This window comes from Roseateles sp. P1_C6, assembly GCF_056406315.1.
The window spans coordinates 237,889-262,060 of sequence record NZ_JBFUAK010000009.1 but is presented as its reverse complement, the minus strand read 5'-3'; the positions used below and the strand labels follow the sequence as shown (position 1 = coordinate 262,060).

Sequence of the window (24,172 nt, the reverse complement as noted above, 5' to 3'; positions counted from 1 at the left end):
CGCCGTGAAACTGGCCGCGCGGCTCGACCGCATCGAGCCCTTCTATGTGATGGAGCTGGCCAAGGCCGCGGCCCGGGTCGCGGCCGGGCCGCTGTGCGCCCCTGCCCAGGGCGGTCGGCGCATGATCCGGCTCAACGTCGGCGAACCCGACTTCGGCGCCGCGCCGGCCGTGCGCGAGGCCGTGACCAGAGTCGCCCAAGGGCCCACGCCATATACCGACGCGCTGGGCCTGCCGGCGCTGCGCGAAGCGGTGTCGCGCTGGTACATGCAGCGTTTCGGTCTGGACATCTCGCCCGAGCGCATCGCCATCACGGCCGGCGCTTCCGCCGGCCTGCAACTCGCCTGCCTCGCACTCTTCGAGCGTGGCGACGAGGTGCTGATGCCCGACCCCTGCTACCCCTGCAACCGTCATTTCGTGACGGCGGCGGACGCCACGCCGCGGCTGCTGCCCACCGGCGCGGCCGAGCGCTTCCAGCTGGGTGCCAGCCAAGTCCGCGACGCCTGGACGCCGGCCACGCGCGGCGTGCTGCTGGCCTCGCCCAGCAACCCCACGGGCACGTCCATCGCGCCCGACGTGCTGGCCGACATGGTGGGCTTCGTGCGCGAGCGCGGTGGCGTCACCGTCGTCGACGAGATCTACCTGCCGCTGAGCTACGACGAGACCTTCAGCCACTCCGCGCTCTCGCTGGGCGAGGACATCGTCTCGGTCAACAGCTTCTCCAAGTACTTCGGCATGACCGGCTGGCGGCTGGGCTGGCTGGTGCTGCCCCCTGCCCTCGTGCCGGCCATCGAGCGGCTGGCGCAGAACCTCTACATCTGCCCATCGACGCTGGCACAGATGGCGGCGCTGGCCGGTTTCGAGCCCGCGTCCATCAGCGAGTTCGAGCGCCGCCGCGCCACGCTGCGCGAGCGCCGCGACTACATCGTGCCGGCCCTGAATGCGCTGGGCCTGACCGTGCCCGTCGCGCCCGACGGCGCCTTCTACGCGTGGATGGACGTCAGCCGCCATCACGCGGACAGCTGGGCCTTCGCCCACGAGCTGCTGCAGAGCGCCCAGGTCGCGTTGACGCCCGGCCGCGACTTCGGCTTGGCCGACCCGCAGCGCTGGATGCGCCTGTCGTTCGCGTCGTCGATGGACGACCTGCAGGAAGCCGTGCGCCGCCTGCGCGGGGTCCTCGCATGACCATGGTGCCCCCACGTTCACTTCGCTCTCTGCCCCCCGAGGGGGCTCCGGCGCCTTCGGGCGGCCGTGCGGCGCCGGGCTTCCAGTTCCCCGTCCGCGTCTACTGGGAAGACACCGACGCCGGCGGCATCGTCTTCTACGCCAACTACCTGAAGTTCTTCGAGCGCGCCCGCACCGAGTGGCTGCGCGCGGCCGGTGTCGAGCAGCACCAGCTGCGCGAGGACACCGGCGTCATGTTCGTCGTCGCCGCCACCAGCCTGCGCTACGCCGCGCCGGCGCGGCTCGATGATCTGCTGACCATCACCGTCGAACCGCAACCCGCCGGCCGCGCCAGCCTCGTCGTGCGCCAGCGCGCGCTGCGTGGCGACACGCTGCTGGCCGAGGGCGAGATCCGCATCGGCTGCGTGCGCGCCGACGACCTGAAACCCCAACGCCTGCCCGACGCCGTCGTTGCAGCGATCACCTCCGCATGAACCAAGACCTGTCCATCGTCTCCCTGATCCTGCACGCCAGCTTCGCGGTGCAGCTTGTCATCGCGGGCCTGCTGCTGGTGTCGCTGGCGAGCTGGAGCGTCATCTTCGGCAAGCTGATCGGCTTGGGCCAGATCAAGCGCCGCAATGACGCCTTCGAGGCCGAGTTCTGGAGCGGCAAGAACCTCAACGACCTCTACCAGGCCGTGGGCAACCGCACCGATGGCGCGCCGCTGGAGCGCATCTTCGCGTCCGGCATGCGCGAGTTCCTGAAGCTGCGCGAGAAGCGCGTGACCGATGGCGGCGCGCTGCTGGACGCGGCCCGCCGCGCGATGCGGGCGAGCTTCCACCGCGAGCTGGACGCGATGGAGAGCAACCTGTCCTTCCTCGCCTCGGTTGGCTCGGTGTCGCCCTACGTGGGCCTGTTCGGCACCATCTGGGGGATCATGCACGCCTTCGTGGGCCTGTCCAACCTGACGCAGGTGACGCTGGCCACCGTCGCGCCCGGCATCGCCGAAGCGCTGGTCGCCACGGCCATCGGCCTGTTTGCCGCCATCCCTGCCGTGCTGGCCTACAACCGCTTCGCGCGCCAGATCGACCGCAGCGCGATCACGCTGGAGACCTTCATCGAAGAGTTCTCCAACATCCTGCAACGCAACGCCTCGCAACACTGATGGCCTCGGTCTCCGCCCGCGGCGGCCGCCGGCGCCGCACGATGAACGAGATCAACATGGTCCCGTTCATCGACGTGATGCTGGTGCTGCTCATCATCTTCATGGTCAGCGCGCCGCTGATCACGACCGGCCTTGTCGACCTGCCGAGCATCGGCAAGAGCCGCCAGCAGCCCGATCACGTCATCCAGGTCATCGTCGGCACGGACGAGAAGCTCAAGATCAAGGTCGACCAGCTGGAGCCCGAGTCCATCCCGGTGAACCGGCTGGCCGAGCGCGTCAAGAAGGCGCAGGGCAAGGACGCGACCAGCCCCGTCGTCATCTCGGCCGACAAGGCCGTCAAGTACGAGGCCGTCGTGCAGGTGATGGACGTGCTGCAGCGCGCCGGCATCCAGCGCGTGGGCCTGGCCGTGAAGAGCGGCGCCTCCTCCAAGTGACCGCAGTGACATGACGGCTGCCACGCTGCGTCCCCCGGAGGCCGCCGGCATCGGCCGCGGCCTGGCGCTGGCGCTGTTCGCGCACGGCCTGCTGATCGTGGCGCTGAGCTACGGCCTGCACTGGCGCAGCGACGCCACGCCCGCCTTCGAGGCGGAGCTGTGGTCCGCCGTGCCGCAGGTCGCCGCGCCGCGCGAAGAGGCGCCGCCCGAGCCCGAACCCGAGGCGCCCAAGCCCGACCTGAAGGCGCAGCAGCGCGCCGCCGAGGAAGCCGCCGCGGAGCAGCGCGAGGCCGAGATCGCCATCGCCAAGGCGAAGAAGGTCAAGGAAGAGAAGGCCCGCGAGGAAGCCGCGAAGCTGGAACGCGAGAAGGCGGCCAAGGAAAAGGACGCCAAGGACAAGGACGCCAAGGACAAGGCTGCGAAGGAGAAAGCGGCCAAGGAAGAGCAGGAGCGCAAGAAGACCAAGGATGCGCAGGCTGCCAAGGACGCGAAAGACACCAAGGAGGCTGACGCCCGCCGCGAGGCGCAGCGCCAGGAGAACCTGCGTCGCATCCAGGGCATGGCCGGCGGCACGCCCGGGTCAACGGGAGCCGCAGCTCAGAACTCGGCGCCTTCGGCCGGCTGGGCCGGCCGCGTCAAGGCACGCATCAAGCCGCTGATCATCTATTCCGACGACGGCGTCGCCAACCCGACCATCACCGTGCAACTGGCGCTGGGTCCTGACGGCCGCATTCTGGGCACCAAGGTGCTCAAGGCCAGCGGCGATGCCGACTGGGACCGGGCCGTCATGCGTGCCATCGAGAAGGCTGAGACGCTGCCGCGCGATGTCGACGGCCGCGTGCCGCCGGTCATCGTCCTCAATCTCTACCCACGCGAATGAAGCGGTCGGCCGACCAGCGGCCTGAACCCCACAGCGCGATCGCGACGGCCAGCACGCCCCACAGCACGTGTTGAGCCAGGCCTGCGGGCGACAAGTCCTCGGGCGGCAGTGACAGCGCGGCCATCAGGTTGACGACAAACAGGCCCAGGCCGGCGAAGCGGCCCGCCAGGCCCAGCACCAGCAACACCGGGATCACCAGCTCGCCGGCCGTGCCCATGTAGGCGGCCAGCACGGGCGGCAGCAGCGGCACCTGGTAGTAGTCGTTGAACAGTGCCAACGTTGACGACCAGTCGCGCAACTTGGTCAGGCCGGACATGAAGAAGACCTGCGCGACGTACAGCCGCACCGCCAGCAGCGCCAGCGACTGCAGGTGGCCGACCAGCGTGTCTACCGGCGCCGGCAAACGGGTGGGTGTGAGGCCCGGGTCGGTGAACGTGCGCAGCGCGGTGGAGATCAGAGCTTTCATGGTGTCGTCGTCCTGGAGGTGGGTGTGGCCCTGACCCCTTGCAGCCAGGCGTTCTGCAGCGCGGCTTGCAGCCACGTGCCGAAGTCGAAGTCGGGCTCAAGCGACGAACCTTTCACTTCGACGCTCGAAAGCGCGTCGGCAAGATTCACACCGTCCAGCAGCGCTTGCACGAACGCCGCTTCGGCGAGTGAGAGGGGTTGCGACCGGCCGCGCCAGTCCTGCCGCCAGACCAACATCGGGCCGTCCTGCTGCGCCAGCAGCCCGACGCCGGGACGCAACTGCAGCCACAGGCTCTCGGGCGGCGTGCTGCCCAGCAGCGCCAGCGAGTCGGCGTCCAGCTCGGCGTCCGCGGCGCGCTCGGCCAGGTGCACCGCCCAGTCCAGCCGCGCCAGATCGGGCAGGCCGGAGTCGGCGCCGGCACGCGCCAGCAAAAAGCCTTCGAGCGCCCCGCCCCATTGCGCCAGGTCACCCCGCTCGGGCGGGTGCGCGCGCCAGAAGCTCCAGGCCAGCGTCGCGAACTCTTCGTCGCCCAGCCCCTCACGCAGTTGCACGAAGGGCACCGCCAGGGCCTGGGTCGACAGCGCCTTCAGGTTGTTCCGATAGGCCGCGAGGCCGCGTTCGCCACCGGTCACGCCGGCAGGCGCGTCGCCGCGGCCCAGCAGCGCATCGACCAAGGCCTGCTGCTGCGCCTTCATGGCTGCAACGCCCTCGCCCGCTGGGCTTCAGCCAGCAGCACGTCCAGTTCAGGCACGGCGGTGTCCCATTCGACCAGCGTCGGCGTGGGCCCCAGCCGCTGGACCGCGTGGGCATAGACCCGCCAGACCTCGTCGCGCACGCGGCTGCCGTGGTCGTCGATGACCAGGCCCTCGGCCAGCTCGCAATGCCCGGCGAGGTGGATCTCGCCGACGCTGCCCGGCCGGACCGCATCGACCCAGCGCATGGCCTCGCACGCTGCGTCATCTGGCGTCATGCCGGCGTTGCGCGCGTTGACGACCAGGTTGTTGACGTCCAGCAGCAGGCCGCAGCCGCTGCGCCGCGTCAGCTCGTTGAAGAACTCGGGCTCGGCCAGCGTGTCACCGGCCCAGCCGACATAGGCGCTGATGTTCTCGACCAGCATGCGCCGGCCCAGGCGCTGCTGCACCTGGTCGACGTGCCGAACCAGCAGCGCGAGGGATTCGTCGTTGAACGGGATGGGCAGCAAGTCTGCCGCATGCAGTCCAGCGACACGCGCAAAGCAGGCGTGGTCGGACACCCAGTCCGGCTGCACGCGCTCGACCAGCCGCGCCAGGCGCTCCAGGTGCCAGGCATCCAGCCCGGCCGCCGAGCCCAGCGCCAGCCCCACGCCGTGCAGGCTGACGCGGTAGGCCGCGCGGCCGGCGTCCAGCACGGCCAGTGTGGCGCCGCCGTCGGCGAAGAAGTTCTCGGAGTGGACCTCGATGAAACCGAGGTCGGGGCGCTGCGCCAGCAGCGCCTCGTAATGCGGCTGGCGCCAGCCGATCCCGATGGGAGCGGCCGGCGCCTTCAAGTCGGAAGCAGCCGGCAAGGCTTACTTCTTCATCTTGGCCTTGGCCTCGTCGGCCGTCGTGCCGCCGGCGCTCTTGCACGTGCCCTTGGCCACGTACTTCCATTCATCGACGCCGTTGTCCGCCTTGGACTGGCCAGCGCAGGAATGGCTGCCGCTCAAGTTGGCGCAATCGTTCTGGCCGGCCTTGGCGATGCCGAAGCACTTCTCCTTGGCGGCCTTGTCGTCGGCTTGTGCCTGGGCAACGAGGCCCAGCGACAGGGCGGCGGCGAGGGCGGAGGACACGAGGGTTCGGCTCTTCATGGGACAGGTCTCCAAAAGGTTGGGGGGTGGAAGGCGGCCGATGATGCGGCGGCGAGAACGAAGTCGCAAGACAGCGCCGACTCCTTACACTGCCGCCGCCATGAATGCCTCTCCGGACAACACGGACTACTGCCGCCAGATCGAAGCGCTGCGCCCCGCCCTGCTGAAGTACGCGAGGCTGCAACTGCGCAACCCCGCCTGGGCCGAGGACGCCGTGTCCGAGACGCTGCTCGCGGCGCTGGAAAAGCCGCAGGCCTTCGCTGGTGCCAGTCAGCTCAAGACCTGGCTCATCGGCATCCTCAAGCACAAGCTCATCGACCAGATCCGCAAGAACAGCCGCGAGATGTCGACGACGGCAGGCAACGACGATGGCGAAGACCTGGACGACCTGCTGTTCGCCAGCGACGGCCATTGGCGCGAGGCCCAGCACGACTGGGGCAACCCGGAGGACGTGCTGCGCCAGCTGGACTTCATGAAGGTGCTGGAGGCTTGTGTGGAGAAGCTGCCCGGCCAGCAGGGACGCCTCTTCATGATGCGGGAGTGGCTGGAGCTGGAGTCCGACGAGATCTGTAAGGAACTGGCCATCACGCCGACCAATCTGTGGGTCATGCTGCACCGGGCCCGGCTCAGGCTCAGGGAATGCCTGCAGGCCGGATGGTTCCAGGCAGCGCCCGCTGGAGGAGCGCCTTGATCAAGCTGAAGATCACCTGCCGGGAGGCCACGCAGATCACGCTGCAGGGCGAGGATAGACGGGTGCCACTGGCCGAGAGGCTGTCTCTGCGCCTGCACCACCGCATCTGCAGCAACTGCCGCCGCTTCTTCCGCCAGGTTCACCTGATGCGCCAAGCCAGCGCGCGCTGGCGCCAGTACACCGAGGAATGATCAGCTGACGGGGCCACCCTCGTCGGTCGCCGCCGCCACCAGCGCAGCATCACCCGACAGCGCAATCGCGATCGCCAGCTTGATCGCGTCCAGCTGGGCGGCCAGGCCCATGCTCGGCACGGTCGGCTGCGTGCGCGCGGCCTGCTCGGGCAAGGCCGGCAGATGGATGAAACCGCTGCTCACGCCGCGGTCGGCGAGCTGGTGCTGCAGCTCGAAGAACACCTGGTTGCAAACGAAGGCCCCGGCTGACAAAGACAGCCCCGCCGGGTGGCCGGCCGCGCGCAGGCCGTCGCGCATGGCCTTCACCGGCAGCGTCGAGAAATAGGCGGCGGGTGAGTTGACGCGCACCGGTTGGTCCAGCGGGCGTTGACCGGCGTTGTCGGCGATGCGCGCGTCGATCAGGTTGACGGCCACGCGCTCGATGGAGATCTCGCTGCGGCCGCTGGCCTGGCCCAGCGCGATGGCCAGCCGCGGTCGCAGCACCGCCAGCGCCTCGCCCAGCGCGCGCGGTGCGCCTGCGAACGTGGTCGGCAGGCAGCGCGCATGCACGGTCGCGCCCGCAATGACCTGGCCGTGCAGCGACCGGGCGACCTCCCAGGACGGGTTGATGGCCTCGCCGCCGAAGGGCTCGAAACCGGTGAGCAGGATGTTCATGCCGGCCATTCTCCCGAAGTGCGAACCGCGCTGCCACGCCGCGGTTGAAACACCTGTGCGCGACACCCATCAGCCCCGTCTCCCCGGTGTTATTCGGGGCCAGTGGTCCGGCGTACGGCCTCCATAATCGGTCGCAGCTCCCACACGCTCACCCATGAACGATCCGTCCCAGCCCTTGCAATGGCCTCATGGCGGCGCCGACGCCCCCGCCGCAGGGCCGAGCGCCGTGACTGCAGGTTTCTACTGGCCCACCCCGCCCTACGCCGCCTACCCGCAGCCCGAGGTGCAGAAAGGCCAGGAGGCCTGTGAGATCCTAGGCTTGAACAACAGCCGCAGCGCCGGCCAGCTGCTGCAGCTGGATGCCAGCGAGCGGCTGGTGCAGATCAATGTGCCGCCGGCGCGCAACAGCATGCCGCTGAAGTTCAGCCAGTTCCGCGCCATCAAGCTGATGCGGGCGATCGCCGTGCCGCCGCGTGATGCCGGCGACGTGAACGCCTTGCTCAGCGTCGACCAGCGGCCCCGCAGCGACTTTCGCATCGTCTTCAACGGCGGCGACGAGCTCAAGGGCGTGACCATCGGCCACCAGCACGACAAGCTGGGCCTGTTCCTGTTCCCGCCGCTGTCCGACAGCGACGACTCGGTGCGCCGCGTCTTCGTGCCGCGCGAGGTGCTGGCGCATTTCGAGATCGGCGAACGCATCGGCGACCTGTTGCTGAAGGACGCGCTCGTCACGCAGGAGCAGCTCGCGGCCGCGGCCGTCGAGCAGACAGGCCTGCGCCAGAAGCGCGTCGGCGACATCCTGGTCGAGCAGCAGATCGTCACGGCGGACCAACTGCTGCAGGCCATCGAGCAGCAGGCCAAGATGCCCATGGTGCGCATCGGCGAGGCGCTGCTGGCGCTGGACCTCGTCACGCCAGACCAGCTGGAAGTGGCCCTGGTGCAGCAGCGCGACGACCGCTCCGTGCCGCTGGGCGAACTGCTGGTGCGCAAGGGCGTCATCAGCCGCGCGCAGCTGCAGTCGGCGCTGGCGCGCAAGATGGGCTACCCCGTCGTCGACGTGGAGAACTTCGCCATCGAGCCCGACGCGGTGCGCAAGCTGCCGCATGCGGTGGCCAAGCGCCTGGAGGTGCTGCCGCTGGTGCTGCGCGACGGCCGCCTGATCGTCGCGATGGAAGACCCGACACGGCGCGACGCGATCGACGAGGTGGAGTTCATCACCCAGCTCAAGGTCGTGCCCACGCTGACCAAGCTGGGCACGCTGCAGTTCGCCATCCCCAGCACTTTCGACCGCTTCGGCGCCGAGGCGCTGCCGCGCAACAGCATCGACCCGCTGCCGGACTTCACGCCCGACTTCGCACTGGAAAGCTCCAACAAGCTGATCGAAAGCCTGGAGCGCGACAGCAGCGAGCGCGCCAGCAAGGAAGACGAGTCGCCCATCGAGCAGAGCGACAACTCGCTGGTGCGGCTGATCAATTCGATGATCATCGAGGCGCACAACCAGGGCGTGTCCGACATCCACATCGAGACCTACCCGGGCCGCGACAAGCTCAAGATCCGCTTCCGCCGCGACGGCGTGCTGCAGCCCTACCTGGAGCTGCCGCACACCTACCGCAACGCGATGATCGCGCGCATCAAGATCATGTGCGACCTCGACATCTCCGAGCGCCGCAAGCCGCAGGACGGCAAGATCAACTTCGCGCGTTTCTCGTCGCAGCACAGGCTGGAGCTGCGCGTCGCAACCATCCCGACCAACAACGGCCTGGAAGACGTGGTCATGCGCCTGCTGGCCAGCAGCCGGCCTATCCCGCTGGACCGCATCGGCCTCACGCCGGCCAACCTGGACGCGCTGCGCGCGGCCGTGCAGCGGCCCTACGGCATGGTGCTGTGCGTGGGCCCGACCGGCTCGGGCAAGACCACCACGCTGCATTCGGCGCTCAGCCACATCAACACGGCCGAGCGCAAGATCTGGACCGCCGAGGACCCGATCGAAATCACCCAGGCCGGCCTGCGCCAGGTGCAGGTCAATCCAAAGATCGACTGGACCTTCGCCAAGGCCCTGCGCGCCTTCCTGCGCGCCGACCCCGACGTCATCATGGTCGGCGAGATCCGCGACGAGGAGACGGCCGAGATCGCTGTCGAGGCGTCGCTGACCGGCCACCTCGTGCTGTCCACGCTGCACACCAACAGCGCGCCCGAGACCATCACGCGGCTGCTGGACATGGGCATGGACCCGTTCAACTTCGCTGACTCGCTGCTGGCCGTGCTGGCCCAGCGCCTGGTGCGGCGCTCCTGCACGGCCTGCCAGACGGCCGAGCCGCTCGGCGAGGCCGAACTCGGCGAGTTGCTGGACAACTATCTGCACGTGTTCCCCGCCGACGCGCGGCCCAGCCGCCTCACGCTGATGGCCGACTGGGTCAAGAACCACGGCAAGGATGGGCGGCTGATGAAGTTCACCAGCCCCGGCTGCCCGGCCTGTGGCCACAGCGGCTTCAAGGGCCGCGCCGGCCTGCACGAGCTGCTGACCGTGTCCAAGGACATCCGCCGCATGATCCAGACCGGCGCCCGCGCCGAGGAACTGCTGCACGCCGCACTCGCCGAAGGGATGCGCTCGCTGCGCCAGGACGGTATCGTCAAGGTGCTGCAAGGCCTGACCACCCTTTCAGAGGTCCACGCGACCAGCAACGCATGACCGAACCCGCCGAGACCGCTGCCGCGCCACGCCCCAAGCTGCGCCTGGGGGATGTGCTCGTCGAGCAGCAGCTGATCTCGGCCGAACAGCTGGGCCAGGCGCTGGAGCTGCAGCGCGCCACCGGCAAGAAGCTGGGTCGCATCCTCATCGAGGCCAACCTCATCACCGAGGAGGCCCTGGCCCATGTGCTGGCCCGCCAGCTGCGCGCCCCCTTCGTCAACCTGAAGACCTTCCCGCTCAAGACCGACCTCGTGCGCCTGCTGCCCGAGACGCCGGCACGGCGCTTCCGCGCGCTGGTGCTGGAGGAGCGCGGCGACACGCTGCTGGTGGCGATGGCCGACCCGCTGGACCTGTTCGGCTTCGACGAGCTGGCCAAGATCCTGAAGCGCCGCCTGGCGATGGCCGTCGTCGCCGACAGCCAGCTCGCGGCCGTCTACGACAAGCACTACCGTCGTAGCGACGAGATCTCCGGACTGGCCAAGGCGCTGGAGAAGGACATCGGCGACGCGGTCGACTTCGGCGCGCTGCAGGCCAGCGTGGGCCAGGAAGGCGCGCCGGTCGTGCGGCTGCTGCAGAGCGTGTTCGAGGACGCAACCCGCGCCGGTGCGTCGGACGTGCACATCGAGCCGCAGGAAGGCGAGCTGCTGATCCGCAATCGCGTGGACGGCATCCTGCAAACGCTGACACAGGCCGACAAGCGCATCGCGCCCGCGCTGGCGCAGCGGCTCAAGCTGATGGCGGGCCTCGACATCTCCGAGAAGCGCCTGCCACAGGATGGCCGCTTCACGCTGCGCCTGTCCGACCGCACGCTGGACGTGCGCCTGTCGACCATGCCCAGCCAGTACGGCGAGTCCGTCGTCATGCGCCTGCTGGGCCAGGGCTCGGCTTTGCGCCGACTGGCCGACATCGGCATGCCGGAGGACATGCTCAAGCGTTTCCGCGAGCTGCTGGGGCGTGACTCCGGCATGATCCTCGTCACCGGCCCGACCGGCTCCGGCAAGACCTCGACGCTGTACGCCGCGCTGGCCGAGATCGACGCCGAACAGCAGAAGATCATCACTGTCGAGGACCCGGTCGAGTACCGGCTGCCTGGCCTGACGCAGGTGCAGGTCAATGACAAGATCGAGCTGGACTTCGCCCGCGTGCTGCGGGCCGCGCTGCGTCAGGACCCTGACGTCATCCTCGTCGGCGAGATGCGCGACGCCGAGACTGCCGAGATCGGCCTGCGCGCCGCCATCACGGGCCACTTGCTGCTGTCCACGCTGCACACCAAGGACACGGTCTCCACGCCCTTCCGGCTGCTGGACATGGGCGCCCCGCCCTTCATGGTGGCCACGTCGCTGCAGGCCGTGCTGGCGCAGCGGCTGTTGCGCGGCGTCTGCAAGCATTGCGCCGAGCCGCACCTGGCCACGCCGCAGGAGCAGGCCTGGGTCAATGAAGTCCAGGCCATGAATGGCGAGCCGCCCAGCCCCGTGCAGAGCGTCAAGGGCCGTGGCTGCTCGGAGTGCAACGGCACCGGCACGCAGGGCCGGCGCGGCATCTACGAGATGCTGGAGCTGGACCCCGACATGGCGCTGGCCATCCAGAAGAGCGACGCGGGCGCTTTCCTGACCGCAGCGCGCCGCTCGTTGAAGGGCCGCACGCTCGCCGACCGCAGCCTGGCGCTGGTGCGCGACGGCAAGACCTCGCTGGCCGAGGCGGTGCGCATCAGCGTGGACCCTGAATGAGCAACTTCGCGTTCAAGGGGCGCAACGGCCGCGGCGAGCTGGTCGAGGGCATCGTCGACGCGGTCAACAGCGATGCGGTCGCGTCGCAGCTGATGGCCGGTGGCGTCGTGCCCGTCAGCATCGAGGCCACCAGCGAGGCGGTCAGCGTCGCCGGCGGCAGCAACTGGCTGGAAGCCCTGCTCGCCAAGCCCATCACGATGGAAGACGCCCTGGTGCTGACGCGCCAGATGTACACGCTGCAGAAGGCCGGCGTGCCCATCCTGCGCTCGCTGGCCGGCCTGGAGGCGTCGACCACCCATGCCGGCATCGTCAGCCTGCTGCAGGACGTGCGCGCCAGCCTGGACCAGGGCCGCGAGCTGGCCACCGCCTTTGCGCGCCACCCGGCCGTGTTCAGCCCCTTCTTCATCGCGATGACGCGCGTGGGCGAGCTGACCGGGCGGCTGACCGAGGTCTTCCAGCGCCTGGCCGAGCACCTGGAGTTCGAACTCGACATCCGCGCCCGCATCAAGCAGGCGCTGCGCTACCCGGCCATGGTCATCATCGCGATGGCCATCGCGCTGGTCGTCATCAACGTCTTCGTGCTGCCCAAGTTCGCCGACGTCTTCGCCCATTTCAAGACCGAACTGCCGCTGATGACGCGCATCCTGCTCGGCTTCTCGGCCTGGACGCTGCGCTGGTGGCCTCTGGTGCTGGCCGGCGGCATCGGCGCGGGCCTGGCCTGGCGCAACTGGATCGCCACGCCCGGCGGCCGCTACACCTGGGACCGTTTCAAGCTGCGCCTGCCCATCGCGGGCAACATCGTGCTGAAGGCGACGCTGGCCCGCTTCGCGCGCAGCTTCGCACTGGCCAGCAGCTCGGGCGTGCCCATCAGCCAGGCCATGACCGTCGTAGCCCAGACCGTGGACAACGCCTACATCGGCGCCCGCATCGAGCAGATGCGGGACGGCGTCGAGCGCGGCGAGAGCATCTCGCGTTGCGCAACCGCCACCGGCGTGTTCACACCCATCGTGCTGCAAATGATTGCAGTGGGCGAGGAGACTGGCCAGCTGGACACGCTGATGACCGAGATCGCGCAGATGTACGAGCGCGAGACCGACTACGCCATCAAGGGCCTGTCCGCTGCCATCGAGCCCATCTTGCTGGCCATCATTGGCGCGCTGGTGCTGGTGTTGGCACTGGGCGTGTTCCTGCCGCTGTGGAACCTGGGGCAGGCGGCGCAAGGCCGCTGACGCGGCCGCCGCGGGTGTTTCCCGTGAAGCCTGCAACGGTTTGCAGGCGCAGTTTCATCTGCGCCAAAAGCCGTGCGCTATTCACTTTCCTCTGCGCCCGAGGTGGCCGATAGTCTTGGCACTCCCGGACCACAGCGCCCTGCGCAGGAAGGCATCCATGAACAAGTCTCAGCAAGCCGGCTTCACCTTGATCGAGCTGGTGATGGTCATCGTCATCCTCGGCGTGCTGGCCGCGGTCGCGCTGCCCAAGTTTGTCGGCGTTGACGACGACGCCAAGCAGGCGGCCGTCAACGGCATCGCGGGCGCTTTGAGCTCCGCCTCTGCCATCAACTACGCCAGCCGCAAGGCCAAGGGCGAAACGGGCTCCGCCGCGACCAACAAGACCGTCGCCGTCGCCAAGTGCTCGGACGTTGTTGCCGCGCTGCAAGGCGGCGTCCTGCCGTCTGGCTACTCGATCACGACCGATTCGGCGGCCGGCAACGACGTGACGGTTTCGACCTGTGTCCTGACCGGCCTCGGCACGCCGGCCAAGACGGCGACCTTCACCGTCACCGGCATCACCTGACCCCATGCCACGCTGCGTGCGTGGCTTCACCTTGATCGAGCTCATCCTCGTCATCGTGATCACAGCCGCCCTGGCGGTGTTCGCCCTTCCCAAGGTGGTGGACACGACGCTGTGGCGGCTGCGTGCTTTTGGCGACGACTTCAGGGCCCGACACCAGGCCATGCTGCGGCTGGCGCTGCAGCAACGCCGGCCCATCGTCGAGACCATCACGGGCACCGGCGTCAGCTGGGCCTATGGCAGCGGTGCTGCCATCGCGTCCCTGCCCTGCCCCGCGACCGAGAGCCCCTGCATCGCCGAGGGCGGCAGCCGCACGGTGACCTTCAACAGCGGCAACAGTGGCGCCACGGCCACCAGCGCCGGCGCTGCGATGACCGTCACCGTCGCCTACGGCAGCTTCAGCCAGGCCTACCGCATCGAGTCGGATACGGGGCTGATTTACCCCACGCCTTGAGGCTTGAGCGATGAGGCGCTGGGCTAGCATCCTCCGCATGCCGGCCTTGCATCCCGGGCAGCGCCAGCACGGCCTGACCCTGATCGAACTGCTGCTCTTCGTCGTCGTCGTCGGCATCGCCTTGAGCGCGATGCTGAAGGTCTTCGTGACCGCGACGGCCGCCAGCGCCGACCCCATGATCCGCCGCCAGCAGCTCGCCATTGCGGAGGCGCTGCTGCGCGAGGTGGAACTGCAGCCCTTCACCTGGTGCGAGCCCAATGACCCGAATGCCGCGACAGCCGCCAACGCCGCCGGCTGCACCCAGGCCGAGGCCATGGGGCCGACGAGCAGCGAGAACCGCACCGGCCCGACCTACTTCGACAACGTCAACGACTACAACGGCTTCTCGATGGTTGGCATCAGCGACATCACCGGCGCAGCGGTTGCGGGCCTGAGCGGCTACTCGGCTTCAGTGGCGGTGGAGGTCGCCAGCCTGGACAACGTCACGGGCGGTGAGGCGCTCAAGATCACTGTCACCGTTGTCGGCCCCGGGGATACGCTGGTCAAGCTGGCCAATCCGCTCCGCCTGCAAGGCTGGCGCACCCGCTATGCACCCAATGCTGCGGACTGACATGCGTTTGCAGCGCGGCTTCACGCTGATCGAGGCCGTGATGGTCATCGCCATCACCGGCGTGGTCATCGCCGTCGTGGCCCTCTTCATCGTGCCGGCGACGACGGCCTATTTCGCCAGTGCCGCGCGTGCCCAGCTCTCGGACCAGGCCGACACCGCCCTGCGCCGCATCGCTCGCGACCTGTCGCTGGCCCTGCCCAACAGCGCTCGCGTGTCGCCCAGCGGCCAGAGTCTGGAGCTGATTCCCGTCAGCGGCGCTGCGCGCTATGCCAGCGAGACCGGCGTCCCGCCGGTGTATGGCGTCAACGCGCCGGCCTTCACGGTCCTCGGGCCGCCGCTCACGCTCAGCCATGCCAGCCAGCAGCTGGCTTGGTACAACCTCGGCCCCGACACGCCCGACGCCAATGCCTACAACCTGAGCAACGTGCGTACGGCCACCAGCGCGGCGGGCAATGCCGCCGTGGTCAATTTCGCCGGTGCGTCGCTGCCGCCATCGCTGATCGCACCACCCTACCGCGTCTACGCGATCGAGTCGCCGGTGACCTACCGCTGCGACACCAGCAGCATGCCCACCGCCACCGGTACGCTGACGCGCTACAGCGGCTACAACGTCAGCGCCGCCCAGCCCGATCCGCCGTCCAGCGGCGGCAGCGTGCTGGCGCGCAATGTGTCGGCCTGCAGCTTCAGCTTCGACCCCGCCGCCGTCGCGGCGCGCTATGCGCTGGTGACGCTGCGCATCAGCCTGCAGAGCCAGGGCGAGACCGTCACTCTCTACCAGACCGTCCACGTGGACAACCTGCCATGAACCGGCTGCGCGGCTTCACGATGATGTCCATGCTCTTCATCCTGGTGGCGCTGGCCGCGCTGGGTGTCGCGCTGACGTCGTTGAGCCAGCGCCAGCAGTTCGGCTCGGCCGGCGAGCTGGCCGCGTCCAAGGCCTACCAAGCTGCGCTGGCCGGGCTGGATTGGGGCAGCTACCAGGTGCTGCGCGCCGGTGGGCAGCCGGCCTGCTTCGCGACCAAGAGCATCGCGCTGCCCGACCAACTCGCCGACTTCACCGTCACCGTCAGCTGTGTACGCACGCCGGCTGCGGGCACCGTCAACGACGGCGCGACGACGCTGGCGTTCTATGTCGTCGTCGCGAATGCCTGCAACCTCACCAACAGCGGCGTTTGCCCCAACGGCGCGACGACCCAGCCCACCTACGCCGAACGCCAGCTGAGCCGCAGCCTCAGCATCCCCATCACGCCATGAAGACGCTGCGCCTCGCCCTCGCCTTCCTGCTGCTCGCCGTGCTGGGCGGCCTGGCTCAGGCGGCGTCCAGCTACACCTTCCGCAGCGACAGCTATGCCTGGGAGACGGCCGCCAACACGCTGACCTGGGACCGCACCTGCACCAGCTATCCCGGTGACGACGACAAGGCGACGATCAGCCTCACCGGCAACTTCAAGTTCAAGTTCGCCGGCACCGACTACACCGCGGTGCGGGTGCTGGCCAACGGCGGCCTGCAGTTCGGCACGGACACCGGCTTTCACCGCACCTTCACCAACACGGCACTGCCGGCCGGCACCGCCAGCGTCAGCAACAGCGGCTGCGCCGCGGCGGCCACGACCAACGTCATCCTGGCCTACTGGACCGACCTGAATCCCAGCCAGAACGGCAGCGGCGGCGTGACCTGGGAGCAGAAAGGCACGTCGCCCAACCGCTATCTCGTCGTGTCATGGAACGGCGTCTACCAGTACAACACCAGCACGCCCTACACCTTCCAGATCATCCTGTACGAGAACGGCGAGTTCAAATTCCAGTACGGCAACGCCAACGCAAGCGGCTCCAACGCCACCATCGGCGTGCAGGTCGACGGCAACGACTTCACGCAGTACTCGTACAACAGCGGCTACAACGCCAACGGCAGCGCGATCCGCTGGTTCGTGCCCAGCGGCACGCCGACGCGCCGCGCCGAGTACCGGTTCGACGAGTGGAACTACAGCGGTCGCGTCGGTGAGGTGGCCGACAGCAGCGGCAACAGCAACAACGGCGTGCGCGTGGGCAACGCGACGACGTCGGCCACGTCCAAGGTCTGCCGCTCGCTCAGCATCCCAGCCGACACGACGGCCACCAGCCATGCGGTCGATACGCTGCTCGACGTCAATTCCGGCATCGGCGACAAGGGCGCGGTGACGTTCTGGTACCAGGCCAACACCGCCTGGAACAACTCCGCGGCGATGCTGCTCGATGCCACGACGTCGACGGGCAAGCCCTTCTTCCTCGTGCGCCAGGCCGACGGTTCGCTGCGGGCGACCGTCACCGACAGCAACGGCGTGCTGCTGACGACCGTCACGCCGGTGCAGTCCGTCGCCGCAGCCACGTGGCGGCACATCGCCGTCACCTGGAAACTGGCCTCAGGCACGAACCAGAGCATCCTGCGCATCTACATCAACGGCAGCCAGGTCGGCGCCACGACGCTGACGACAAGCGGGACGCTGGACAACACCATCGGCACCCTCTTTGTCGGCGACAACCGCAGCGGCACGGCGCCTACCAACGCCACGCTGAACTCCGCCAACGGCCTCATCGACGAGATGCGGGTCTACAACTACGAGATCAGCGCGCTGGAACTCACGGCCGACATGGCGACGGTGTCGCGCATCTGCCTGCCGCCGCTGGACCACTACGAGCTGTCGGTGCCGACCTCCAGCCTGACCTGCACGCCGACCACAGTCACCGTCAGGGCCTGCTCCTCCAACGCCAGTTCCTGCAGCGTCGAAACCTCCATCAACGGCACCGCCGTATTGACCACGACGGCTGGAACGCTGAGCAACAGCGTCGTCAGCTTCAACAACGGCGTCGCGACCGCCACGCTCAGCCTGCCGGGAGGGGCCGATGGCGCGAACGCTGCCGTGTCGCTGAGCGCCGAGTCGACGTCGGCGTCCAATCCCCGGCGCTGCTGCCCCGACGGCGTCAACTGCGCAGCGGCGAACAGCTGTTCGACGACCTTCAATCGGGCGGGCTTCATCATTGCGGCCATCGCGTCGTCGGCCACCTCCGCCGGTGGGGCCGCGGTCGCCCTGCCGCCGCAGACCGCCGGCACGGCGTCGAACGGCTACTACCTGCGCGCGGTGCGCAGCAACACCAGCACGCAGGCCTGCGAAGCGGCGGTGACCGGCAGCAGGAACGTCAACTGGGCCTACCGCTGCAACGATCCGGCGACCTGCTCGGGCAGCAACCTGATGACCGTGACCACCAGCACGCCCACGGTCATCCAGCGCAACAACGCCAGCGCGTCGGCCAGCTACACCGCCGTGCCCATGGTCTTCGACGCCTATGGCAACGCGCCGTTCAGCTTCACGTTTGCCGATGTCGGTCAGGTCACGCTGCTGACCAGCCTGGGCGTCAGCGTCGGCAGCGCCGGCACCGACACGCTGACCGGCAGCAGCGGCGTCTTCGTCACCAAGCCGGCCGGCTTCACCGTCACCACTTCGGCGAGCTCCGGTGCCTTCGCGAAAGCCGGCGCGCCCTTCGCCGCCCGCATCACCGCCGTCACTTCCAGCGGCGCGACCACGCCCAACTTCGGCAAGGAGGCAGCGCCCGAAGGCGTGTTGTTGAAGGCCACGCTGGTGGCGCCCATCCCCGCCGCTCCGGCCAGCAGCGTCACCGGCACCGTCGGCAACGCCACCGTGGCCGGCGGCGCCTTCACGAACGGCGTCGCCAACGTCAACAACCTCAGTTACAGCGAGGTCGGCATCATGAAGCTCACCGGGTCGGTGGCCGACGCCGACTACCTCGGCGGCGGCGACACCTCCGGCGCGGCCAGCGCCGACATCGGCCGCTTCACCCCCTTCGGTTTCACCGCCACGCTGCCGGCGCCCGTGCAGCGCGTGGACCGGGGCTGCCCGGCAGCGTCCCCGTCCGCCTTCACCTATCTGGACGAGAACTTCCAGCTCAAGTTCACGCTCAGCGCCGTCAATGCACAAGGCAACGTCACCCGGAACTACGCCGGCGCGTTCGCCAACCTCGCCCTGGGCGTGCCCGCCAACTTCAACCTTGCCGGCGTGGACACCGCGACGGGCACACGCTTCACGGGCGCCCGGCTCGGGGCCGTCGTCAGTGCTGGCGCGTGGCCGGTCGTCGGCGACGCGGCCGCCGGCACCGCGGTTGTGACGCTCAACGTCGCGGCGATGCGCGGCGCCGCACCGGACGGCCCCTTCACCGGGCGCTTCGGCATCGCGGCGCTGGACACGGACAACGTGGGCATGTTCGCCTTCGATCTCGATACCGACCCGGCCGTCGCCGGCAGCGACCGCTCACTGGTCGGGCAAATCCCCCTGCGCTATGGTCGGCTGCGCCTACAGAATGGCATGGCGGCCATCAATCGCCCCCTTACCCTGCCGCTGACCGCCCAGTACTGGGACAGCGGCACCAACACCTTCAAGACCAACAATTTGGATTCCTGCACCAGCATCACGGCGAGCAACCTGAGCTTCGGCAACTTCCGCAAGACGCTGGTCAATGCCGACGCAGCGATGACGGCCACCACCTCGCTCGCGGCGGGCAGCGGTGTCATCACGCTGGCGGCACCAGGCAACGGGCACCTGGGCAGCATGGACATCGCCATCGCACTGGACACCGCAACGCCGCCGGTCGACCAGTCCTGCCTGGCCGCCACGGGCTGGGCACCGCCCAAGCCCGCGACGCAGGGTGCCAAGCTGACGGGCCTGCGCGGCGGCTGGTGTGCGGCCAACAACGACCCCAGCGCCCGCGCGACCTGGGGGCTGTACCGCGGCAGCGACGGCGTCGTCTTCCAGCGGGAGAACTATTGATGCGTTGGCCCTGGTCACCCCGCCGCAGCGGACAGCGACTGTTGCTGCGCCGCGCCGGCGAGCAGTTCGCCTTCGTGCTGACCGACGGCGCGCCCACCGACGAGCCGGCGCGGTTGCTGCGCTGGGGCCTGCTGGACGACGCCAAGGCGGTGTCCAGCGTCGACGCCATCGCGCTGCTGGACCCGGCCGACTACCAGATCCTCAAGGTCGACACGCCCAACGTGCCGCAGGAGGAGTTGAAGGCCGCGGCGCGCTGGCAGGTCAAGGAACTGGTTGATGTCGATGTGGCCGACCTGACGCTGGACGTCATGCATGTCGGCGGCGACGTCGAACGTGCGCAGCGCCAGCTGTTCGTTGTCGCGGCGCGCAATGCGGCCATCAAGGCGCTGACAGACGGCACCGCCGGCCTGGCCGGGCAGGTCTCCATCGTCGACATCTGGGAGACGGCGCTGCGCAACCTGCTCTGCGCCCGCGCCCGTGTCGATGATCTTGCCGCACGCGCCTGTGCCGCCGTGCTGATCGACGCGCGCCACTGTCTGCTGGTCGTCTGCGCCGGCGACGAGCTGTTCTACACGCGCCGCCTCGAAGGCGACCCCGGCCTGCTGGCGCGGGCCCGCGGCGAGCAGCCGGAGACCGCCGCCGCCGACCTGCCGCTGGGCTTCGAATACCAACCCGGTGGTGCCTTCGACGCCCCGGGCGCGCAGGAGTCGCCGCTGGTCGTCGAGCTGCAACGCTCCATCGACGTCTGGGAGCGCAGCTGGCCCGACCTGCCGCTGGCCCGGCTCTACGTCGCCACGGCCCAGCATGGGCCGGAAGTCGCCACGCTGATCCAGCGCGAGCTGGGCCAGCGCACCGTCGCGCTGGACGCCCTGGCCGCCTTTGCGCCCGGCGCGCCGGCGCCCGAGGGCGATGCCGCCCAGGCGCTCGCCGCCTGCCTGCCGCTGCTGGGCGCCGCCCTGCGCACCGAGACTCGCCAACTCTGATGCCGCAGCAAATCAACCTGCTCACGCCCATCCTGCTGACGCCCAAGCGCGTCTTCTCGGCGTTGACGCTGCTGCAGGCCAGCGGCCTGATGCTCGTCGTCGGCCTGCTGGCCACGCTGTGGCTGCAGGCCCAGGACCGGCGAAGCGAGGCGCGCCACCGGGAACTGCTGACCCAGCTCGCCACCGAACGCCAATCCCTCACCGTGGCCCGCGCCGCCCTGCCCGCGCCGCTCGATGCCTCCGCGCTGCAGCAGCAACTGCAGGCCGTGGAGAGCGGCAACGTCGAGCGCCGCCTGCTGCTGCAGACGCTGGGCACGGATGGCAGCGGCATCGCCGGCCGGCGCCATTCCGACTTGCTCGCGCTGGTCGCGCGCAGCCTGCCCGAGTCGGCCTGGCTCAACGAGCTGCGCTATGCACCGGGCCGGCTGGAGCTGACAGGCGGCACGCTGGACACGGCGCAGCTGCGGCCCTGGCTGGCCCGGCTGGCCGCCCACCCGCTGCTGGCGGGGCAGGACCTGGCGGCGCTGCGCGTGGAGCGCCCCGGCGCGCCGGGCAATGACACCGGCAGCACCTCGCTGCTGGCGCGCGGCGGCGCCCCGCTGGCCACGGGCGCGCTGCCGGTCTGGACCTTCCGCGTCGTCAGCGCACCCGCGCAAGCGGCCAGCACCGCCTCGGGAGCTGCACGATGAACGCCGGCACGCAGATCGACCTCGCCATGCTGCGCCGCCGCGTTGCGCCGCTGCTGGCCGGCTGGCAGCGCCAGGCCAAGCGCATCGACGCGCTCAGCCTGCGCGAGCGGGCCATCCTGTTCCTGTGCCTGGTCGCCGTGCTGGCAGCCGTCTTCGACGCCCTCGTGCTGACGCCGCTGTCCGCGCGCGCCAAGCAACGCAGCGAGCAGCAGGCCCAGCAGGCCGCCGAGCTGAGCCAGCTGCGCGAGCAGTTCATCGCCGCCAGCCGCGCGGGCATGGCCGACCCCGCCGCGCAACTGCGGCTGCGCCTGGAAGCGGCACAGGCCGAGCGCCAGCGCCTGGAGCGCGAGCTGCGCCAGGGCGGCGGCGTCGGCGAGACCGAAGGGCTGTCCGCCGTGCTGCAGCGGCTGCTGGCCCAGCAGCCAGGCCTGCTGCTGGAGCGCCTGACGTTGCTGGAGGACGCACCCGTCACGGTGCCGGCGCCATCGCAAGGCAGCACGGCGCGGCCGACCGCCATGGCCGGCATGAGCTGGCAGGGCGTGGAGCTGCAGCTGCAGGGCAGCTACCGCGACACGCAGCGCTACCTGCAGACGCTGGAGCGCGAGCTGCCCGGCCTGCGCTGGGGCGAGATCCGCCTGAGCACGGCCGCGCCCAACGAGGCGCCGCGGCTGGTGGCCCAGCTCTTCCTGCTGAAGGTGCAGCCATGAAAAGCTTCATCACCCTGCTGCTGCTGGCCTCGTTGGCCGCCCGTGCCGAGGAGCCCCAGCGCGACCCGATGGCCTGGCCGCCGGCACTGCGCAGTGCCATCGCCGCGGCCCAGGCCGCGTCCGCGGCATCCGCCGCCGGTGGCGCCGAGGTGCCCGACAACGCGATCCGCCAGGTTGTCTTCAGCAATGGCCGCGGCTATGTCGTCGTGCGCGGCCGCCGCTACGGCGTCGGCGAGCAGCTGGACGGCGCGCGCATCGAGCGCGTCACCGAACAAGCCGTCTGGATGCGCGAAGCCGGCCAGGTCCGCCGCGAGCCGCTGTACGGCGGCGTCGAGAAGCGCGCCCCCGCGCTGCCGGCCAAGGCCGCCTCCGGCCCCAGGAATTCCAAGGAGAAGCCATGAAGGCCCCCGCACCCCGTGTTCTGCTGTTGGGCGCCATCGCCGCGCTGCTGGCAGGCTGCGCCGACAAACCGCTGCGCGTGGCCCAGCCCAGCCAGGCGCTGCGCGAGGAACTGCAGGCGCAGCGCGGCATGCCTCCTGCCCCGGCCGCGTCCACCGCTGCGCGCGTGCCCGAGACCACGCCCGTGCCGCTGCCCGCCCCGGCCCCCGCGTTGCCGCCCGAGCCGCGCTTTGACCTCATCGTCAACGGCGCGCCGGCGCGCGATGTCTTCCTGTCCCTGGTCAGCGACACGCGCTACAGCATGCTGGTGCACCCAGCCGTGTCGGGCACGCTGTCGGTCACGCTCAAGGGCGTCACGCTGCGCGAGTCGCTGGACGCGATCCGCGACGTCTACGGTTTCGACTACGCCATCGAGGGTCGCCGCATCACCGTCTTCCCGCCCACGCTGCAGACCCGCGTCTTCACCATCAACGCACTGGCCCACCAGCGCAGCGGCCGCAGCGAGGTGCGCGTCAGCTCGGGCGCCGCGCCGGCCGGCAACCAGAACGGCAGCGGCAATGGCAGCAGCGGCACGCCAACGAGCGGCAACGGCGGCACGAGCACCGTGCAGCAGCAGGAAAGCAGCCAGCTCAGCACCAAGGTCTCGAGCGACTTCTGGGGCGAGACGGCCACGGCGCTGAAGGCGCTGGTCGGCAACGGCGAGGGCCGCACCGTCATCACCAGCCCGCAGACCGGCACCGTCGCCGTGCGCGCCATGCCCGAGGAGCTGCGCCATGTCGACGCCTGGCTGAAGGCGACGCGCATTTCCGTCGAACGCCAGGTCATGCTGGAAGCCAAGATCGTCGAGGTCGAGCTGCGCGAGGGCTACCAGAGCGGCATCGACTGGTCGCGCGTGGGCGACCGCGGCGCCATCGGCCAGACCAGCGTGAACCCGTCCATCCCCAGCGGCGTCAACAGCATCATCAACCCGCTGGTCAGCAACACGCGCGGCCTGCCGACGCTGTCCAGCGGCACGCAAAGTCCGTCCTGGCCGGACCTGATCCCGCTGCCCTCGGCCGGCGGCGGCACGCTGGGGCTGGCGCTGGCGCGCGGCGGCTTCCAGGCGCTGCTGAGCTTCATCGAGAGCCACGGTGACACGCAGATCCTGTCCAGCCCGCGCATCGCGACGCTGAACAATCAGAAGGCCGTGCTGAAGGTCGGCACCGACGACTACTTCATCACCGGCATCAGCGGCAGCAACAGTGGCACCAACACCGGCAGCACCGGCTCCAACAGCACGACCAACCAGATCCCGACGCTGACGCTGACGCCCTTCTTCAGCGGCATCGCGCTGGACGTGACGCCGCAGATCGACGCCGCCGACATGATCACGCTGCACGTGCACCCGTCGGTGTCCAACGTCATCGAGAAGGTCAAGCAGGTCGACCTGGGCTCGGTGGGCAATTTCCGCCTGCCGCTGGCCAGCGCCAGCGTCAACGAGACCGACACCGTCGTGCGCATCCCCGATGGCCACATCGTTGCCATCGGCGGCCTGATGCAGATGGAGGCGACGCGGCGCGGCTCCGGCGTGCCCGGCGCCGACAGCAACCCGCTGACGTCCATGCTGTTCGGCAACCGCGCCAACAACGGCCGCAAGCGCGAGCTGGTCGTGCTCATCAAGCCCAGCATCATCCGCAGCGCCGAAGACTGGGAGCAGCACAACCGGCTCGTCAGCGAGTCGCTGACCGACACCGAGAGCCGCTCGCACCGCGTGATCCGGCTGGATGGAACGACCACGTCACCGCCGAAATGATCCGCCGGTCGAGATCCCGTCGCGCCGCAGGCCTCGGCGCGAGGCT

Annotated in this window: 26 protein-coding genes; 21 read left to right on the top strand and 5 right to left on the bottom strand. The window is 69.6% G+C overall.

Annotated elements, in window-relative coordinates:
• Positions 1–4: 4 nt before the first annotated feature.
• From AC1D29_RS20885 to tolA, 5 genes are read left to right on the top strand one after another with little or no spacing between them, the layout of a single operon-like run.
• Positions 5–1,183, top strand: coding sequence for a pyridoxal phosphate-dependent aminotransferase (locus AC1D29_RS20885; RefSeq protein ID WP_477900975.1), 1,179 nt, complete (start codon positions 5–7; stop codon positions 1,181–1,183).
• Positions 1,180–1,656, top strand: a complete 477-nt coding sequence (gene ybgC, locus AC1D29_RS20880) for a tol-pal system-associated acyl-CoA thioesterase (protein WP_477900973.1) — start codon at positions 1,180–1,182, stop codon at positions 1,654–1,656. The genes AC1D29_RS20885 and ybgC overlap by 4 nt, the downstream gene beginning before the upstream one ends.
• On the top strand, positions 1,653–2,327 hold the full coding sequence (gene tolQ / locus AC1D29_RS20875) for a protein TolQ (RefSeq protein WP_477900971.1): 675 nt from the start codon (positions 1,653–1,655) through the stop codon (positions 2,325–2,327). The genes ybgC and tolQ overlap by 4 nt, the downstream gene beginning before the upstream one ends.
• On the top strand, positions 2,327–2,761 hold the full coding sequence (tolR, locus tag AC1D29_RS20870; protein ID WP_477900969.1) for a protein TolR: 435 nt from the start codon (positions 2,327–2,329) through the stop codon (positions 2,759–2,761). The genes tolQ and tolR overlap by 1 nt, the downstream gene beginning before the upstream one ends.
• A gap of 10 nt (positions 2,762–2,771) precedes the next feature.
• Positions 2,772–3,641 carry a cell envelope integrity protein TolA gene (gene tolA, locus AC1D29_RS20865; RefSeq protein ID WP_477900967.1) on the top strand — a complete coding sequence of 290 codons (870 nt, stop codon included), beginning with the start codon at positions 2,772–2,774 and terminating at the stop codon, positions 3,639–3,641.
• Here the strand turns inward: tolA and AC1D29_RS20860 are convergent.
• Genes AC1D29_RS20860 through AC1D29_RS20845 form a run of 4 tightly spaced genes read right to left on the bottom strand, consistent with a single transcriptional unit; the run spans position 3,619 to position 5,932 of the window.
• Positions 3,619–4,107, bottom strand: a complete 489-nt coding sequence (locus tag AC1D29_RS20860) for a DoxX family protein (protein ID WP_477900965.1) — start codon at positions 4,105–4,107, stop codon at positions 3,619–3,621. The two genes, tolA and AC1D29_RS20860, sit on opposite strands and share 23 nt — an antisense overlap.
• On the bottom strand, positions 4,104–4,802 hold the full coding sequence (locus AC1D29_RS20855) for an HvfC/BufC family peptide modification chaperone (protein WP_477900963.1): 699 nt from the start codon (positions 4,800–4,802) through the stop codon (positions 4,104–4,106). The genes AC1D29_RS20860 and AC1D29_RS20855 overlap by 4 nt, the downstream gene beginning before the upstream one ends.
• A complete protein-coding gene (bufB, locus tag AC1D29_RS20850) occupies positions 4,799–5,650 on the bottom strand; it encodes an MNIO family bufferin maturase (RefSeq protein ID WP_477900961.1) in 852 nt (283 codons plus the stop codon). The genes AC1D29_RS20855 and bufB overlap by 4 nt, the downstream gene beginning before the upstream one ends.
• 3 nt (positions 5,651–5,653) lie before the next feature.
• Entirely contained in the window at positions 5,654–5,932 is a 279-nt protein-coding gene (locus AC1D29_RS20845; protein WP_477900959.1) for a BufA1 family periplasmic bufferin-type metallophore, read from the bottom strand.
• 100 nt (positions 5,933–6,032) lie between these two features.
• On the opposite strand from AC1D29_RS20845, the gene AC1D29_RS20840 reads away from it, so the two are divergent.
• The gene (locus AC1D29_RS20840) at positions 6,033–6,623 is read left to right on the top strand and encodes a sigma-70 family RNA polymerase sigma factor (RefSeq protein ID WP_477900957.1); all 591 of its coding nucleotides are present in this window, start codon (positions 6,033–6,035) and stop codon (positions 6,621–6,623) included.
• Positions 6,620–6,814 carry an anti-sigma factor family protein gene (locus tag AC1D29_RS20835; RefSeq protein WP_477900955.1) on the top strand — a complete coding sequence of 65 codons (195 nt, stop codon included), beginning with the start codon at positions 6,620–6,622 and terminating at the stop codon, positions 6,812–6,814. The genes AC1D29_RS20840 and AC1D29_RS20835 overlap by 4 nt, the downstream gene beginning before the upstream one ends.
• On the opposite strand, the gene pcp is transcribed toward AC1D29_RS20835, so the two are convergent.
• Entirely contained in the window at positions 6,815–7,468 is a 654-nt protein-coding gene (pcp, locus tag AC1D29_RS20830) for a pyroglutamyl-peptidase I (protein ID WP_477900953.1), read from the bottom strand.
• Between the two features lie 154 nt (positions 7,469–7,622).
• Between pcp and AC1D29_RS20825 the strand changes: the two genes are divergently transcribed.
• From AC1D29_RS20825 to AC1D29_RS20760, 14 genes are all read left to right on the top strand, one after another.
• Positions 7,623–10,157 carry a GspE/PulE family protein gene (locus AC1D29_RS20825; RefSeq protein WP_477900952.1) on the top strand — a complete coding sequence of 845 codons (2,535 nt, stop codon included), beginning with the start codon at positions 7,623–7,625 and terminating at the stop codon, positions 10,155–10,157.
• The gene (locus AC1D29_RS20820; RefSeq protein ID WP_477900951.1) at positions 10,154–11,884 is read left to right on the top strand and encodes a GspE/PulE family protein; all 1,731 of its coding nucleotides are present in this window, start codon (positions 10,154–10,156) and stop codon (positions 11,882–11,884) included. Before AC1D29_RS20825 ends, AC1D29_RS20820 begins: the two co-directional genes overlap by 4 nt.
• Complete coding sequence (locus AC1D29_RS20815) at positions 11,881–13,113, top strand: type II secretion system F family protein (protein ID WP_477900949.1); 1,233 nt, start codon at positions 11,881–11,883, stop codon at positions 13,111–13,113. Before AC1D29_RS20820 ends, AC1D29_RS20815 begins: the two co-directional genes overlap by 4 nt.
• Positions 13,114–13,270: 157 nt before the next feature.
• Positions 13,271–13,678, top strand: a complete 408-nt coding sequence (locus AC1D29_RS20810; protein WP_477900947.1) for a prepilin-type N-terminal cleavage/methylation domain-containing protein — start codon at positions 13,271–13,273, stop codon at positions 13,676–13,678.
• 4 nt (positions 13,679–13,682) lie between these two features.
• Positions 13,683–14,129 carry a pilus assembly FimT family protein gene (locus AC1D29_RS20805; RefSeq protein WP_477900945.1) on the top strand — a complete coding sequence of 149 codons (447 nt, stop codon included), beginning with the start codon at positions 13,683–13,685 and terminating at the stop codon, positions 14,127–14,129.
• A 37-nt stretch (positions 14,130–14,166) separates the two neighbouring features.
• Positions 14,167–14,739: a type IV pilus modification PilV family protein gene (locus AC1D29_RS20800; RefSeq protein ID WP_477900943.1), complete on the top strand. Its 573-nt coding sequence runs from the start codon at positions 14,167–14,169 to the stop codon at positions 14,737–14,739.
• A 1-nt stretch (position 14,740) separates the two neighbouring features.
• A complete protein-coding gene (locus AC1D29_RS20795; RefSeq protein WP_477900941.1) occupies positions 14,741–15,544 on the top strand; it encodes a prepilin-type N-terminal cleavage/methylation domain-containing protein in 804 nt (267 codons plus the stop codon).
• Positions 15,541–15,993: an agglutinin biogenesis protein MshP gene (locus AC1D29_RS20790; protein ID WP_477900939.1), complete on the top strand. Its 453-nt coding sequence runs from the start codon at positions 15,541–15,543 to the stop codon at positions 15,991–15,993. Before AC1D29_RS20795 ends, AC1D29_RS20790 begins: the two co-directional genes overlap by 4 nt.
• The gene (locus AC1D29_RS20785) at positions 15,990–19,556 is read left to right on the top strand and encodes a DUF6701 domain-containing protein (protein WP_477900937.1); all 3,567 of its coding nucleotides are present in this window, start codon (positions 15,990–15,992) and stop codon (positions 19,554–19,556) included. The genes AC1D29_RS20790 and AC1D29_RS20785 overlap by 4 nt, the downstream gene beginning before the upstream one ends.
• Entirely contained in the window at positions 19,556–20,539 is a 984-nt protein-coding gene (locus AC1D29_RS20780) for a hypothetical protein (RefSeq protein ID WP_477900935.1), read from the top strand. The genes AC1D29_RS20785 and AC1D29_RS20780 overlap by 1 nt, the downstream gene beginning before the upstream one ends.
• Complete coding sequence (locus AC1D29_RS20775; protein WP_477900932.1) at positions 20,539–21,228, top strand: PilN domain-containing protein; 690 nt, start codon at positions 20,539–20,541, stop codon at positions 21,226–21,228. Before AC1D29_RS20780 ends, AC1D29_RS20775 begins: the two co-directional genes overlap by 1 nt.
• Positions 21,225–21,935, top strand: coding sequence for a hypothetical protein (locus AC1D29_RS20770; protein ID WP_477900923.1), 711 nt, complete (start codon positions 21,225–21,227; stop codon positions 21,933–21,935). Before AC1D29_RS20775 ends, AC1D29_RS20770 begins: the two co-directional genes overlap by 4 nt.
• Positions 21,932–22,336 (top strand): hypothetical protein, encoded by a 405-nt coding sequence (locus AC1D29_RS20765; protein WP_477900922.1) that lies wholly within the window; start codon positions 21,932–21,934, stop codon positions 22,334–22,336. The genes AC1D29_RS20770 and AC1D29_RS20765 overlap by 4 nt, the downstream gene beginning before the upstream one ends.
• Complete coding sequence (locus tag AC1D29_RS20760; protein WP_477900921.1) at positions 22,333–24,126, top strand: secretin N-terminal domain-containing protein; 1,794 nt, start codon at positions 22,333–22,335, stop codon at positions 24,124–24,126. The genes AC1D29_RS20765 and AC1D29_RS20760 overlap by 4 nt, the downstream gene beginning before the upstream one ends.
• Positions 24,127–24,172: the final 46 nt, after the last annotated feature.

Excerpts from the sequence above, each read along its gene's own strand:
- ybgC (WP_477900973.1), top strand. The coding sequence starts at position 1,180 with ATGACCATGGTGCCCCCACGTTCACTTCGCTCTCTGCCCCCCGAGGGG.
- tolQ (WP_477900971.1), top strand. The coding sequence starts at position 1,653 with ATGAACCAAGACCTGTCCATCGTCTCCCTGATCCTGCACGCCAGCTTC.
- tolR (WP_477900969.1), top strand. The coding sequence starts at position 2,327 with ATGGCCTCGGTCTCCGCCCGCGGCGGCCGCCGGCGCCGCACGATGAAC.
- tolA (WP_477900967.1), top strand. The coding sequence starts at position 2,772 with ATGACGGCTGCCACGCTGCGTCCCCCGGAGGCCGCCGGCATCGGCCGC.
- AC1D29_RS20860 (WP_477900965.1), bottom strand. The coding sequence starts at position 4,107 with ATGAAAGCTCTGATCTCCACCGCGCTGCGCACGTTCACCGACCCGGGC.
- AC1D29_RS20855 (WP_477900963.1), bottom strand. The coding sequence starts at position 4,802 with ATGAAGGCGCAGCAGCAGGCCTTGGTCGATGCGCTGCTGGGCCGCGGC.
- AC1D29_RS20845 (WP_477900959.1), bottom strand. The coding sequence starts at position 5,932 with ATGAAGAGCCGAACCCTCGTGTCCTCCGCCCTCGCCGCCGCCCTGTCG.
- AC1D29_RS20840 (WP_477900957.1), top strand. The coding sequence starts at position 6,033 with ATGAATGCCTCTCCGGACAACACGGACTACTGCCGCCAGATCGAAGCG.
- pcp (WP_477900953.1), bottom strand. The coding sequence starts at position 7,468 with ATGAACATCCTGCTCACCGGTTTCGAGCCCTTCGGCGGCGAGGCCATC.
- AC1D29_RS20825 (WP_477900952.1), top strand. The coding sequence starts at position 7,623 with ATGAACGATCCGTCCCAGCCCTTGCAATGGCCTCATGGCGGCGCCGAC.
- AC1D29_RS20820 (WP_477900951.1), top strand. The coding sequence starts at position 10,154 with ATGACCGAACCCGCCGAGACCGCTGCCGCGCCACGCCCCAAGCTGCGC.
- AC1D29_RS20815 (WP_477900949.1), top strand. The coding sequence starts at position 11,881 with ATGAGCAACTTCGCGTTCAAGGGGCGCAACGGCCGCGGCGAGCTGGTC.
- AC1D29_RS20810 (WP_477900947.1), top strand. The coding sequence starts at position 13,271 with ATGAACAAGTCTCAGCAAGCCGGCTTCACCTTGATCGAGCTGGTGATG.
- AC1D29_RS20805 (WP_477900945.1), top strand. The coding sequence starts at position 13,683 with ATGCCACGCTGCGTGCGTGGCTTCACCTTGATCGAGCTCATCCTCGTC.
- AC1D29_RS20800 (WP_477900943.1), top strand. The coding sequence starts at position 14,167 with ATGCCGGCCTTGCATCCCGGGCAGCGCCAGCACGGCCTGACCCTGATC.
- AC1D29_RS20795 (WP_477900941.1), top strand. The coding sequence starts at position 14,741 with ATGCGTTTGCAGCGCGGCTTCACGCTGATCGAGGCCGTGATGGTCATC.
- AC1D29_RS20790 (WP_477900939.1), top strand. The coding sequence starts at position 15,541 with ATGAACCGGCTGCGCGGCTTCACGATGATGTCCATGCTCTTCATCCTG.
- AC1D29_RS20785 (WP_477900937.1), top strand. The coding sequence starts at position 15,990 with ATGAAGACGCTGCGCCTCGCCCTCGCCTTCCTGCTGCTCGCCGTGCTG.
- AC1D29_RS20780 (WP_477900935.1), top strand. The coding sequence starts at position 19,556 with ATGCGTTGGCCCTGGTCACCCCGCCGCAGCGGACAGCGACTGTTGCTG.
- AC1D29_RS20775 (WP_477900932.1), top strand. The coding sequence starts at position 20,539 with ATGCCGCAGCAAATCAACCTGCTCACGCCCATCCTGCTGACGCCCAAG.
- AC1D29_RS20770 (WP_477900923.1), top strand. The coding sequence starts at position 21,225 with ATGAACGCCGGCACGCAGATCGACCTCGCCATGCTGCGCCGCCGCGTT.
- AC1D29_RS20765 (WP_477900922.1), top strand. The coding sequence starts at position 21,932 with ATGAAAAGCTTCATCACCCTGCTGCTGCTGGCCTCGTTGGCCGCCCGT.
- AC1D29_RS20760 (WP_477900921.1), top strand. The coding sequence starts at position 22,333 with ATGAAGGCCCCCGCACCCCGTGTTCTGCTGTTGGGCGCCATCGCCGCG.